We start from the raw sequence: 14,255 nt of genomic DNA on the forward strand, positions 1-14,255 counted from the left end.
CGGGGCGCTTGGGAAACGGAATTTCGTTCGGTCAGGTCGGCTGCTCGCCGCGGGCCATGACCACCTTGCCGGTGCGCACGGTCTCGATGATCTGGAACTGCGAGAACATGGTGACCGCGGCGTCGATCTTCGGCGAGTCGCCGGTGATCATGACAATCATCGAGCTCGGGGTCAGGTCCACGGTCTTGCCGTCGAAGTGGGCGGTGATGTGGAGAGCCTGGGAGCGCTCGGCTTCCGCGCAGGCGATCTTGATCATGATCAGCTCCTTGGTCACGGAGTCATCCGAGGTGTGCTCGAAGCAGTGGATGACGTCGATGAGCTTGGAGACCTGCTTGATGATCTGGTCGAGGCCGTCCGGATTGCCGCTGATGCCGATGGTCATGCGCGAGAAGTTCGCGTTGCGGCCTTCGGAGACGACGAGGGAGTCGATGTTGAAACCACGGCGGGAGAACACCTGGCAGATGCGCATCAGGACGCCCGGCTCGTTGTTCACGAGGATCGAGAGCGTGTGCAGGGCACCGCGGCGGATCGGAGCTGCGGTCGCGGGCGTTTCGGTGGTGATGATGGAGTTCATCGGGAAAAGTGGGAAGTGATCCGTAAACGGTGATCAGTGGTGGAAAAGAGAAGGGACGCCGGATGAGGGTGGGCAGTGGACTCTTGTCTGATCACTACCCACCGATCACTCGGCACTGAGCATCACGTCGACCCGATGGGCTTGGCCATCTTCTGCTTCGGAGCCTCCGTGATCATGTCCTCGAGCGCGGCACCGGCCGGGATCATCGGGAACACGTTGTCGGTCTTCACGCATTCGGCGTGGATGAGGATCGGGCCGTCGTTGTAGGCGAGGGCTTTCTCCAGCATGCGGGTGACATCGGCGGGGCGTTTGATGTGCACGGACGGGATGCCATAGGCGGCGGCCAGCTTGCAGAAGTCCGGATTGCCGATGAGGTCCACGCCGCTCTCGCGGTTTTCGAAGAACAGCTCCTGCCACTGGCGCACCATGCCGAGGTAGTGGTTGTTCAGCACCACGATCTTGATCGGCAGCTTGTGGATCTGGGCGGTGGCCAGTTCGAAGAGGGTCATCTGGAAGCCGCCGTCTCCGGAGATGGAGATCACGGTCTTCTTCGGATGCGCGAGCTGCGCGCCAATGGCGGCCGGGAAACCGAAGCCCATGGTGCCTGCACCGCCGGAGGACAACCAGTGGAAGGACTCGCTGTTCTTGTAGAACTGCGCGGCCCACATCTGGTGCTGGCCCACGTCGGTGGAGACGATCGCCTCGCCTTTGGTGAGTTCGTACAACTCGTCGATGACCTGCTGCATGCGCAGGCCGCCCTGCTTCTTGTAGGTGAGCGGATACTTCTTCTTGTAGCCATCCAGCTTGGAGAGCCAGTCGGCGGTGGGAAGCGGATTGATGTGCTCGTTGAGCGCGGCCAGCGCGGCCTTCGCGTCGCCGACGATACAGATGTCCGGCTTGATCATCTTGTTCATCTCCGCCGGATCGATGTCGATGTGGATGATCTTCGCGGTGGCGCAGAACTTGGACGGATTGCCGATGATGCGGTCATCGAAGCGGGAGCCCACGTTGATGAGCAGGTCGCACTCGATCATCGCCTTGTTGGCGTAGGCGGTGCCGTGCATGCCCAGCATGCCGAGCGAAAGCGCGTGCGTTTCCGGGAACACGCCCTTGCCGAGCAGGGTGGAGGTCACCGGAGCGTGGAGCGTTTCGGCGAGGTAGCGCAACTCCTTGTCGGCGCGGGCGATCATCGCGCCCTGGCCGGCGAGGATCACCGGGCGCTTGGCCTGGGAGATCAGGGTGGCGGCTTCCTCGATGGCGCTGCGGTCGATCTTGAAGTCACCGGACGGATCGTAGCCGGGAAGGTTGAACGGCGGATTCAGGTCGCCGGTGAAGGCTGCTCCGGAAACGTCCTTCGGCACGTCGATCAGTACCGGGCCGGGGCGGCCGGTGGTGGCGATGTGGTAGGCCTCGCGGGCGATGCGCGGCAGCGAGTTGGTGTCCTTCACCAGGTAGTTGTGCTTCACCACCGGAATGGTGATGCCGAAAATATCCGCCTCTTGGAAAGCGTCCTTGCCGAGCATCCAAGTCACGGTCTGGCCGCTGATCACGATCATCGGCACCGAGTCCATCATCGCGGTCATCAGGCCGGTCACGGTATTGCCTGCGCCGGGGCCGGAGGTCACCAGCACGGCGGCGGGCTTGCCAGTGGCACGGGCGTAGCCATCGGCCATGTGGACGGCACCCTGCTCATGACGGACGAGGACGAACTTCAGCTTGGTCTTGATCGTTTCGAGCGCGTCGAAGATAGGAATCGCCGCGCCGCCGGAGTAGCCGAACATGTATTCGATGCCGAGATCGTCGAGCGTCTTGATCAAGGCCTGTGCACCGTCGAGTGGTTGTGTGCTCATAAAAACAGGGGTCTGGGCGGCGAAAGTGGCACCTTGCCGGGCTAAGGCAACTCGAAAAATGTGTTTTTTCGGGCAAAATTGCCCAAAATATTCAGTGCGTTACTCGAAAATTGCCAAATGAAGCGCAAAGCCGCGTTGGGTGTCTTTGGGTTTTGGGGGAATATGGGGCCTGAATGTGGCGGGGATTGTTCTCGGTGGGCCCTTTTTGAGAACGGGGTTCCCTTTTTGGGAATCGAGGGGGCTTGTCTAACGAATGAATGACACACACGCTGCGGGCTCATTGCATGTTAACCAAGAAACCTTCCTTCCTTTTGTCAGTGCTGTTTGAGCCGCGGAATCTGACGTCCCCCGTCCCACGGGGCCGTGCGTTGATGTAAGCCGCGTCTTTGCCTTCGTTCTCCGGGCCCTGCGTACCTTCGTGTCGCGGACGCTTTTGCTCTGTTCGTTCATTCATTGTTCTCCCCTCCCAGATGAAACCTCGTTTTAGCCGGTTTTTACCGGCAGTCCTCGGCAGTTACATCGCACTCACCCTCGGCGGCCACGCAGCCATCCAGTGGTGGGACACCAATGGTGCCACGACCGGTTCCGGCAATGCCGACGGTACGTGGGATGGCTCCACCGCCAACTGGACCACCGATGCCTCCGGCGCGTCTGCGGCCGGTGCCTGGGTCGCTGGGAATACGGCGGAGTTCGCGGCGGGCACGGATTTCACCGGCACCCGCATCGTGACCGTGAGCGGCACGCAGTCGCTCGCGGGCATCATCGTGGACAGCGAGGTCACGAACCTGACTCTCACGGGTGGCACGCTTGACTTCGGGGCCAGCCAAGGCTCGATCAATACCTCGGCCTGGGGCACGACCACTGGCAAAACTTTCACCATCAATTCGGTGATCGCGGGCAGTGCTGGTCTCACGATCGCATCGAACGGAGACCTCAGTGCCAGCGGTGGCGGCAACAGTTCGGTCACGAAACTGGGAGGAACGAATACGTTCACCGGCAATGTGACCATCACTTCGGGCCTGGTGGCTTATTCCTCGGATGCCGCTTTCGGCAATGCTGCCAATGCCATCATCCTGAACGGAGGCGGACTGCTGGACACGACCAGTGGCACGGGGCCGACCCTCACCCGCGCCATCCAAGTGCAGGCGGGCGGTGGAACCATTCGTCTCTACGGCTCGACCACGACCACGTTCTCCGGAGCGATCACCGGCAGCGGCAATCTCAACCGCACGGACGGTGGCACCCTCAACCTCACCGGCAGCTTGTCCGGCTATGCCGGCACGTATGACAACCAAGGCGGAACCACGGTGGTCAATGGCACGGATGCCGCGGGCGGCAACTGGAAGGTCAGCGGCGGTGTCATGAGAATCGGGGCCAACGGGATCAATTCCGCCGGTTCACTGACCCTCAATGGCGGCACGCTTTCCTCCAACGCCGCATCCGGGGCGGGAGACCGCACCCTCGGCAATGCGGTGACCGTGGGAGGAAACGTCACGCTCGGTGATGCCACGAATACCGGTGTCCTGACGTTCACAGGAGGAGTGGATCTCGGCGCGGCTGCCAGAACTCTTACCACCAGTTCGCTGGTGACCATCAGCGGTGCCGTTTCGAATGGCACTTTGGTGAAGGCGGGAGCCTCGACTTTGACACTGACCGGCACCAACACCGCGGCGGCCACCGTCAATGCGGGGACCCTGGTGCTGGATTATGGAACGAACGATACCAGCAAGCTGGGTGACGCTTCCGTTCTGACGCTGGGTGGAGGAACCTTGAGCCTGGCCAATGGTTCCCATGGTGAAGTGGTCGGATCGACAGTGCTTTCCGCGTCCACGGCGTCCACGATCACCCGTCCCTCCGGAGCTGCGACTCTTTCTCTCGGGGCCATCACGCGCAATACCGGAGCTTCTCTCAATCTTGGCAGCGGTGGCATTGCATCCACCTCCACCGCTACCACCGCGAGTGGGGCGTTTGGTTCCTGGCTTACTCTCGGAGGTAATTCGCTGGTCACCAAGGATGGCGGCAACAATCTCATCGGCGTCACCTATACGGACACAGCCGTGGCCGGGACGATCGCGGATGCGGCAGCCAACCACGTGCGCCTGACAGGAGCGAGCGGAACCGTTTCCCTGGGCTCCACCGTCACCAATGCCGCGACAGTCACCCAGACGGCCACCGGCGCGGTGACGCTCGACACCACCGGCAAAACCCTGCGCCTGAGCGGCCAGGGATCGGTGCTGGCTGCGACGGGCGGCGGTGCTCTCACCTTCGGCACCGCGGTCAATGCCGGGGTTCTCACGGCAGGCGGCACGGACAACACCGCCGGGGTGCTGGATTTCAACACGCGCGGAGCTTCGATCTCCGTCAACTCCACCATTACCAACAACGGTACCGGGGTGGTTTCCCTCACCAAGTTCGGAAGCAACGACCTGACGCTCTCGGGAACCAACAGCTACAGCGGCGGCACCACCTTGTCTGGCGGCGTGCTGAGAGTGCGGAACAACCTCGCGCTCGGCACCGGTGCCCTTGCTGTCGATGCCAATGCCACGCTGGCGAGTGCCAGTGGTGGTCCATTTGTCAATCTGGGGAATGCGGTGGGGATCGCCTCCGGGACCACGCTCTCGGTGGACAGCGGGTTCGGCCCGCTGATCCTGTCCGGAGCGATCACCGGTACGGGCGGCGCTCTTACAACGACGTCCTCCGGAGTGACCACTCTCGCGGGAACCAATACCTACACCGGCGTTACCACGATCGGAACAGGGAACCAGAACATCTACTCCGGTATCCAGATCGGCTATTTCGGCACCACCGGCTCGGTGGGAACGGGTGCCGTCAATTTCGGCGGCTACGGAAACAATCTCATCTACACCCGCACCAATGCCGCGACCATGTCGAACGCCATCACCGGCGCGGGCAACGTGGTGGTGAAGAGCGGCACCCTGACCTTGAGCGGGGGATCGGCGAATACCTACAGCGGGGACACGGTTGTTCAAGGCGGTACGCTGCAACTGTCCGTCAGCAACAGCCAGAACATCGGATCCAGCCGTCTGCTCGTGTACTCGGGCGGCACGGTGACCAATACCACCACCCACGTCTTCGGTGTAGGCACCTCGACGAACATCCAGTTGCTGGGCGGCACCTTCTCCGCGGGCAATGCGGAATTCTATGCCGGCAACCTCGATCTCGCGGGCGGAACGATCAGCGGCGTCAATGAATTCCGAAACAGCGGCAGCCGGACGATCAACGTGATTCCGTCCGCCACCGCGTCCACCATCGACCTGCGTTACAGCATCAACGGCACGGGGACCAATACGACCACGTTCCTGGTCAACGACGGTCCGGTCGCGAACGATCTGGTGATTTCCAAGAATATCGTCAGCGGAACGAGCGTGGTGAAATCCGGTCTTGGCACCCTGCGGTCCACCACTTCGACCGCTCACGGTTACACGGGATCGACCGTGCTCAACGCTGGTTCCTTCATCCTCGATTACTCCGCTTCCTCGCTGACCAGCAACATGCTGAACAGCGGCAGCGCTCCGACCTTCGCCGGCGGAAACCTGACCATCGTCGGCAAGGCTTCCACGGCCAATACCCAGACACTGGGTGCGACCACCCTGAATGCGGGCGGCTCGTCCATTACGTTGACACCGGGGTCCTCCGGGTCGGTGGGCCTCACGTTGGGAACCGTCACCCGCAACACCGGTGCCACGCTCGGCCTGTCGTTGGCCGCGGGTTCCACGCTCACCGCTTCGCCGACTCTTACCAATGGTCTGCTGCCGTATGCGACGGTCAACGGAAATGATTTCGCGACGGTTTCCGGCGGCACCATCTCCGCCTATTCCGGTTATATCAACGACGACTACTCCGGTACCGGAACGATCAATACGAACGTTACGGCGGCTTCTCCGACACCGGCGTCCTTCACCGTCAACAGCCTGTCTTTCCGGACGGCACAGGCGAACACACTGACGCTGACCGGCACCAATACCGCCGCGGCTTTGCTGGTGGGATCGGCGGTGGGTGGAAACGCCACGCAGATCACCGGTGGCACGCTCACGGCGGCCACCGCCGGTGGAGAGTTGGTCATTCACCAGAACAACACCACCGCTGGCGGCGAGCTGACGATCGCCTCGACCATCGCCAACAACACCTCCGCCTCCTCTCTGACCAAGGCTGGTGCAGGCACACTCATTCTCACCGGCACCAACACTTACAGCGGAACCACCTACCTCAATGGCGGCCTTGCCCGCTTCTCGACTTCCGCCAACTTGGGAACGGGAGCGATCACCATGGGTGGCGGCGGGCTCCAGTGGGCGACGGGCAGCACGGTGGACATCACCAGCGGGCGCACGGTGACCATCGGGGCGGGTGGTGGCACCTTCGACACCAACGGCAACAATGTCACGCTGGCCACCGCGTTTGGCAGTGGATCTTCGGGCACCTTCGTCAAGAACGGCACCGGCACCCTCACGCTGTCGGCGAACAATACCAACTTCACCGGCAGCGTCGTGGTGAATGGCGGCAAGCTCGTCGGTTCGATCAATGGTTCCGGCGGGTTCGGTTCCACGGCCGGACAGTCGTTCATCGTGAACACCGGCGGTACCTTGGAAATCTCCAGCTCCGCCAACCACAGCACCGCCAATACCCGCAATTTCTACGTCAACGGCGGCACGCTCCAGAATACGTCCGGTGCCGCGTTGCGCATGGGCAACATCTGGCTGAACGGCGGCACGCTCAACACCCAGAACGGTGCCAGCGGCAGCTACACCGCGATGTACCTCGGCACGCTCCAGAACAACACCCAGGGAGCGAATGCCACCGTCTTCGTGGAAGGCACGACGGCCTCCCAGATCACCACCACTGGATCGAGCAGCAATGGCATCCAGCTCGGACCGAATGTCCTGTTCCAGGTGGCGGACGTCACCGGAAATGCCAATGTCGATCTCACGGTTTCCGTGGCGCTTTTGAACCAGTCCGCGGACCAAGGGTCGGCGGCGGGCGCCCTCACCAAGAGAGGCGCCGGCACGATGAACATCACCACCCAGGCAAGTTACACGGGTGGCACGTATGTCGAACAAGGGGTTCTGAATCTCACGGGCGGCGGCGGCCAGTTCGGGACCATCCGCGGGATCGCCACCGTGAACACCGGAGCCGTGTTGCGTTTGAGCACCGGTGATGCCACCGGCTATGATGGCACCACCCGCCTTTCCGCGATCAACCTTCTCGGCGGCAACCTGGACGTGAATACCACGTCGAACCAGACGCTGGGCAGTGCGGTGATCAACATGACGGGAGCCACCATCACCGGCATTGCGGGCAGCAATATTGACTTCTTTGCCGGTGCCTCGGGACTCAATAGTTTCGCATCATCCACCACCTCCGTGATCAGCGGGGTCACTCTGGCCGCGCTCCGCCAGGGCAACACGACCTTCAATGTCGAGCAGGGCACGACCGCGTCGGGCATCGATCTTGATATCCAGTCGGTGATCAAGCCGTCCGCCAGCGGTGATGCGGTTGGCGGCGTTCTCACCAAGGCGGGTGCTGGCACCGTGGCGTTCTCCGGCAACAACACCTTCGCCCGCGACGTCAACATCGCGGCGGGAACGCTGATGGTCGGAAACGGCGGCACCTCGGGCACGCTCGGTACCGGCAATGTGGTCAACAACGCGACGCTCACGTTCAACCGCAGCGATTCGCACACCATTGCCAACAACATCTCCGGCACCGGAGTGGTGAGAAAGATCGCGGCCGGCACCACCATTCTCACCGGTACCAATACCTACGCCGGCACCACCACGATCACGAGCGGCACGCTGCAAATCGGCAGCGGCTCGACCACGGGTTCGCTGGGGACCGGAGCGGTGGCCAACAACGCCACTCTGGCGTTCAATCGCAGCAATGCCATGACCGTCTCGAACGCGATCGGCGGCACGGGTGCGGTGACGCACATCGGTAGCGGCACGACGACTTTGACCGGGGTGAACAACTATTCGGGCACCACCACGGTCAGTAGCGGCACGCTTCGTTTCAATGGCAACAGCTCGGGAGCCACTGGCGCCGTCAGTGTCGCCAGCGGTGCGACCCTCGGTGGCACCGGCAGCATCGGCGGTGCGGTGAGTGTCACCGGTACGCTGGCTCCGGGTGCCTCGGTGGAGTCCTTCTCCACGGGAGCGGTGGCTTTCAATACCGGATCGACCTTTGCGGTGGAGCTGGACTCCTCCGTGGCCGTTTCCTCCGGTGCGGACCTGCTGGTGGCGAATGGCAATCTCGACTTGAGCGGGGTTGTCACCCTGACCCTCACGGATCTCGCCACTCTGGCACCTGCGGCTCCATTCGCGGATGGCACGGTGTTTTCCATCGTCAACTACACGGGCACTTGGAACGGCGGTTACTTCACCTTCTCCGGAGACACTCTTACGGAAGGTGAGCAATTCCAGGCCCTCAACAACAACTGGGTCATCAACTACCAGAATGCGACTCCCGGGCAGAATTTCACCGGCGACTACGTGGGCGGACAGTTCGTCACGCTTACCGTCGTGCCGGAGCCGGGGGTCGCGCTGCTTGGTGGACTGGGTGTCCTGCTGATGTTCCGCCGCCGCCGGGTGGCCTGAGAAAACGAGCGATCAGTTGCTCCGGCGGGCTTGGCGGGGAGTTGTGCCGCGGTGTTTGAGAAACACGCGGCACAGGTTCTTCGCGTTCCCCAGGCCCGTCTCCGCGGCAATGGCTTCCAGCTTGAGATTCGTTTCCGTCAGCAGTTGCTCGGCGGCGTCCAACCGCAGGCGCAGGATCTCCTGGTGGATCGAGGGACAGGCTTCCTTCATCATGATCTTCTGCAGCCCGCGGGCGCTGAGGCCCACGTGGTTGGCCACGGATTCCACACTGAGCGGGCTGCGGAAATGCTCGCGGATGTAGCGCAAGGCCGCGTCCGCTTTCGGGTGATGTCCGTGGAAGGTGGTGCTCGATTCGCGCACGATCACCTGGCGTGCCGGGATCTTCACCGGTGCGGTCGGTGCCGGTTCTCCTGAAATCAAACGGGCGGCGAGATCAGCCGCCCGATAGCCCACCGCCCACAGATCGCTGTCCACGGAGGAGATGCCGATGGGTGAGGAGCCCAGCAGCAGCCGGTTGTCATCCACGCCCAGGATCGCGAGTTCGGTGGGGATTCTGATGCCCATGCGGCGGGCTGTTTGCGCCAGCACCAGGGCGAAGCGGTCGTCCTCCGCCATGATCGCCGCAGGCAGGGGAATGGATGCGAGTTTTCCCGCGAGCCATTCCATCCACGCTTCCCGTGGGCTGGGGGTGCCGATGGCCAGTTCCGGATGTTCGGGGCGGAAGTCGATCGTGAACGGTTCCTTGCCCGCCTCCCGCATGGCGCGCAGGAAGCCGCGCTCGATGGCCCGTCCGTCGTGGCCGCCGGTGTGGCAGTAGAAACCGAAATGCACATTGCCGAGGGTGAGCAGGTGCCGGGCCCCCATCGCGCCGATGGACTCGCAATCGCACTCGACTTTGGGAATGCCGGCGACCTTTTCGCCCAGTGCCGGAGATCCAGCTTCGAGCATGCGGACGACCGGGCACTTCAGGTTCCGCACCCAGTCCGCGACTTCAGGCCGGTCGATGGTGGCAAGTACGCCCGACCAATGCGTCCGCTCATCCGGCAGCGGCAGGTTGGAGCGGAAGACAATGCCGGTATCCAGTTCCCAATCGTGGTCCTTCGCCCAGGCGGCGATGCCCGCGTGCAGTTGGACCTCATAGTAGCCCAGGGACAACATCAGGATGCCGGATTTCTGTGGAGCGTCCACCCGCGTCTGCATGATCCCGGCAATGTTAGGAGATCCGGCATCACATGGAAAAGTGTATTCGTGTCCGGAAGGAACCAAAGTGCCGGAATGCAAAAAACCCGCGCCGCTTTGCGGCGCGGGCTTCGTTGCAAATGACTGGTGAGGCGATCTTACCTGGCGGTCACGCGGTAGATCGGACCGGTATGGTCCACGATGTAGAGGTTGCCGGAATTGTCCTCGCCGAATGAGGAGATGAGATTGATGCGGCTGCCCTGCGGCTGGAGGTCATCGGTGTGATCCTCGAGATCGTCGGCCTTGTTGCCCCGCAGTTTGAACGACCAGATACGAGGGTTCTGGTAGTCGCCGAAGACGTAGCGGCCTTGGAGCTCCTTGACCGGGCCGTGATAGACATAGCCGCCGGTCACGGACAGGCCTTGGTCCTTGCCGCCGCCATGCTTGTAAACATAGACCGGGTCCACGGCGTCCTTGGGAGACGGGCCGCCGACTCCTTTCTTCGGGTTCTCGACCACGCCTTCACGCAGGCGCCAGCCGAAGTTCGCTCCGGAGGCCTTGCCCTTGGGCATGTAGTCGATTTCCTCCCACACGTTCTGTCCCACGTCGCCGATCCAGAAGTCACCGGTTTTGCTGTCGAATGAGCAGCGCCACGGATTCCGCACGCCCCAGGCCCAGATTTCCGGCTTCGCGCCCGTGGTTTTCAGGAAGGGGTTGTCCTTGGGCACCGTGTAGCCTTCCTTGCCGGAGACATCGATGCGGAGGATCTTGCCCAGCAGCGAGCCGAGGTTCTGCGCATTGCCCTGTGGATCGTCTCCCGCGCCTCCGTCACCAGCGCCGGTGTAGAGCATGCCGTCCGGCCCGAAGGAGATCCATCCGCCGTTGTGGTTGCGGTACGGCTGCTCGAAGGAAAGCAGGGTTTCCTTGGTGGAAGCTTCCGCTTTGGAAAGGGTGGACGTGTCCGCGGTGAACCGTGCGATGCGCGTCATCGCCTTGCCCGGCGTGCGGTCGGTGTAGTTCACGTAGAACTTGCCGCTGGTCTTGAAATCCGGTGCGAAGGCGAGGCCCAGCAAGCCCTCTTCATTCCCGGCCCGGCTGACATCGCTGACGATGTCCAGGAACGGCTGCTCGGAATGCGCGCCGGTCTTGGCATCGACGATCCAGACCTTGCCGACCTGTTCGATGACCCAGAGCTTGTCGGTGATGCCGGCCGGTTGGCCGACCCAGACGGGGCGCTCGAACTTGTCGGTGACTTTTTCAACGGTGATCCCGGCCCACGCGGACGTGGTGGCCAGGGCGGTGGTGAGGAGGAAGGCTTTGGAGAACATGATCGGTGAGTATGGAGGGGAGCCAACCGCATGCAACGGAAGCTTGCACGGCTTTCTTACCACCTCATTGAGTAGGGATGGAAGTCGTCTGCCGTTTCCAGGTTCAGCGGTCCGGGAACATCCGCTGCCAGACGGCGAGCGAATCCCGGATCTCCGCTGCGTCCCGGGTGGGTGAGAGTTCCCATACCAGCGGACATCCGGCGGGGAAATGGCGGATCAGATCCGGATAGTCCAGCGTACCCGTGAAGGGCGTGCGGTGGTCCCGGGCGGGCCATTGGACATCGTGGACATGACCTCCGATAAGGTGCGGGGAAATCCTTTCGAGCCACTGGCCGTGGTCGAGCAGGCCCAGATTGTGCTTGAGCTGGACGTGTCCGAAGTCGTGCCAGTAGCCGACCCATGGATTGTCCGCGAAGGTCTCCTGCAGGCGGATCATTTCCCGCTCCGTGGGCATGTCCTCGAAGCGTGAGCGGGATTCCACCGCGAGTTTCACGCCGAGTTCAGCAGCTCTCCCGGCGATGGCTTCCAGCGCCTCGATGGCGCGCTGGAAATACAGCGGAGCAATCTTCTCGCGCTTTTTGACGAAGGAGATCTTCTCCTTCGCATACTCCGATGTGAGTTGCTTTCCGTCCCCGGCCATGGCGGTGAGCGGGCGGGTCCATTTCGAGGACTTCATGGGGACCGAGCCCATGTGCAGGACCACGTATTGCGCTTGGAATTCCGCGGCCAGCTCCAGCGTCTTGAGGGTCATGTCCATCGCCCGCTGGCGGTCGGCCGGGCGGTGGGAGGTGTATTCGTAGGCGTCCGGGGCATCGATCATCACTTCCACAGGCGAGGGGAAGTAGTTGTGAACGCCGGAGCAGGTGAAGAGTCCGCGCGCATAGGCCTTCCGGATGCCCGGCAGTTTCGCGATGGTCATGCCGTGCGACAGCTCGATGCTGCGGAAACCAAGCGCCACGATTTCCTCGATCATGGATTCACCGTCCGAGTGGCGGCTGTTGTTCCAGCAAGTCGAGAAAGCGGGCATGCGTGGGAGCAGACTCCGGAATCGAACCCGTGGAATCAAGCGAAGAGGCGGGGCGTTGCGGGATGCACCGTGTGATGTTCTGGACTCTTGCGGGGCGGAGGCCTTTCGCTACGTTTCCAGCATGAGTAGCCGGAGAGCGAGGAAACGCCGTGGGGAAACCGTGAAACGCGGATGGATGGGGCGGATCACCGCCGTGCTCGGCGTGGGCGCGTTTCTGATCCTGGTGCTGGCCTATGTGGGCGTCCGCCGGTATCTGCACAGCGAGGGATTCCGGGTCCTGCTCTCGGAACAGGCGAGCCGGGTGCTGGGCGTGCCGGGACAGTTTTCTCCATTCCACTGGGATGGATTGCAGGTGGACACTTCCGCCTTCAGCGCGGAGGGAGAAGGTGAGGTGAAGAACCTCCGTGCCGACAACCTGCACCTGGAGGTGGGCCTGAATGGTGTGACGAAAGGCGAGTGGCACGTGCGCGGCGCGAATGTCGGTCGCATCGCGGCGACCTACGATGCCCGGCCCGGCACTCTCACCCGCCAGGAGGTGAAGGACACCCATCCGCCGGTGGATGAACACACCGCCGAAGCGAAAAAGAACGGCTGGCTGCCATCCGAGATCGTGCTGGATGACCTCACGATCCAGGAGCTCAACGGCCGGGTGTTGTTGAGCCACGGCGAAGCCTCGGTGGCGGGCATGCAGGTCAAGGTGGAGCCCGCGGGGCCCAAGCGCGCTTATCGTGCCAACGTGCAGGGTGGGAAGATACTGGTGCCCTGGCGCTACGTGCCGCCGGTCACGGTGGATCATTTGAAGCTGCGCTATCAGGACAAGGAGATCTTCCTCACCGATGCGGTGGCCAAGGTAGGCAGCCGCGGCCAGCTCACCGCGGATGGCGAGTGGAACGGCCTGACCGGAGCGCATGCCTTCAATGGAAAGGTGGCGGATTTGGCTTGTGCGGAAATTCTCAGCGAGACGTGGGTGAAACGCCTGTCCGGCACCGTGGATTCGACCTTCATGGTGGAGGGTCGCCGGGGTGACACGCAGGCGCATGGCAGGCTCTCGATCCAGGGTGGTACGCTCACCGCGCTGCCGTTTCTGGATGTCCTCTCCGCCTATGCGGACACGCGCCGCTTCCGTGTTATCCAACTCACGGATGCCCATGCCGATTGGGCGTGGCAGAAGGACGCGATCGATTTGGACAAGGTCGTGCTGGCGAGCGAGGGACTGATTCGCCTCGAAGGAAATCTCAAGATCCGCGGTGAGGCGCTCGACGGCCAGTTCATGCTCGGCTTGATGCCGGGCACGCTGGCCACCATCCCCGGAGCGGAGACAGTGGTGTTCCAGCCCGGCCCGAACGGCCTGCTGTGGGCACCGCTCCGCATCACCGGCACGCTGGCGGATCCGAAGGAAGATCTCAGCGATCGCCTCATCGCCGCGGCAGGCATCCGCATGCTGGAGGTGCTGCCGGAAACGGGCCAGAAGGTGCTGAAGTTCACCCAGCAGGTGGTGGGCGACAATCCCTCCAAGACCGCTCAAAAGGTGGAGCACGCCGTCGAAAAGGGCGTGAAGGCTCTCGACAAGGCCAGCGGGGTGGTGAACCAGGCCAGTGGCATCCTCAACGGCTTGTTGGGGAACGATCCACCGCCACCACCTCCGGCTCCTGATGACAAGGAACCGGAGAAAAAATGAAGGGCACGATG

The 14,255-nt window shown here is 62.7% G+C and carries 7 protein-coding genes; 2 read left to right on the forward strand and 5 right to left on the reverse strand.

Going from position 1 to position 14,255, the window contains the following annotated elements; all coding sequences use genetic code 11:
• Window positions 1–31 precede the first annotated feature (31 nt).
• A complete protein-coding gene (gene ilvN, locus KBB96_RS00230; RefSeq protein ID WP_211631482.1) occupies window positions 32–574 on the reverse strand; it encodes an acetolactate synthase small subunit in 543 nt (180 codons plus the stop codon).
• 122 nt (window positions 575–696) lie between these two features.
• A complete protein-coding gene (ilvB, locus tag KBB96_RS00235) occupies window positions 697–2,424 on the reverse strand; it encodes a biosynthetic-type acetolactate synthase large subunit (RefSeq protein WP_211631483.1) in 1,728 nt (575 codons plus the stop codon).
• Between the two features lie 470 nt (window positions 2,425–2,894).
• Between ilvB and KBB96_RS00240 the strand changes: the two genes are divergently transcribed.
• A complete protein-coding gene (locus KBB96_RS00240) occupies window positions 2,895–9,032 on the forward strand; it encodes a beta strand repeat-containing protein (protein WP_211631484.1) in 6,138 nt (2,045 codons plus the stop codon).
• 12 nt (window positions 9,033–9,044) lie between these two features.
• Here KBB96_RS00240 and KBB96_RS00245 read toward each other — a convergent pair whose 3' ends face one another.
• From KBB96_RS00245 to KBB96_RS00255, 3 genes are all read right to left on the reverse strand, one after another.
• Window positions 9,045–10,232, reverse strand: a complete 1,188-nt coding sequence (locus KBB96_RS00245) for a substrate-binding domain-containing protein (RefSeq protein ID WP_211631485.1) — start codon at window positions 10,230–10,232, stop codon at window positions 9,045–9,047.
• 137 nt (window positions 10,233–10,369) lie between these two features.
• Window positions 10,370–11,539: a PQQ-dependent sugar dehydrogenase gene (locus KBB96_RS00250; RefSeq protein ID WP_211631486.1), complete on the reverse strand. Its 1,170-nt coding sequence runs from the start codon at window positions 11,537–11,539 to the stop codon at window positions 10,370–10,372.
• A gap of 103 nt (window positions 11,540–11,642) precedes the next feature.
• A complete protein-coding gene (locus KBB96_RS00255; protein WP_211631487.1) occupies window positions 11,643–12,566 on the reverse strand; it encodes a sugar phosphate isomerase/epimerase family protein in 924 nt (307 codons plus the stop codon).
• 160 nt (window positions 12,567–12,726) lie between these two features.
• Here KBB96_RS00255 and KBB96_RS00260 point away from each other — a divergent pair, with 160 nt between their 5' ends.
• Complete coding sequence (locus KBB96_RS00260; protein ID WP_211631488.1) at window positions 12,727–14,244, forward strand: translocation/assembly module TamB domain-containing protein; 1,518 nt, start codon at window positions 12,727–12,729, stop codon at window positions 14,242–14,244.
• Window positions 14,245–14,255 lie beyond the last annotated feature (11 nt).

The organism is Luteolibacter ambystomatis (genome assembly GCF_018137965.1).
Taxonomy (GTDB): Bacteria; Verrucomicrobiota; Verrucomicrobiia; order Verrucomicrobiales; family Akkermansiaceae; genus Luteolibacter; species Luteolibacter ambystomatis.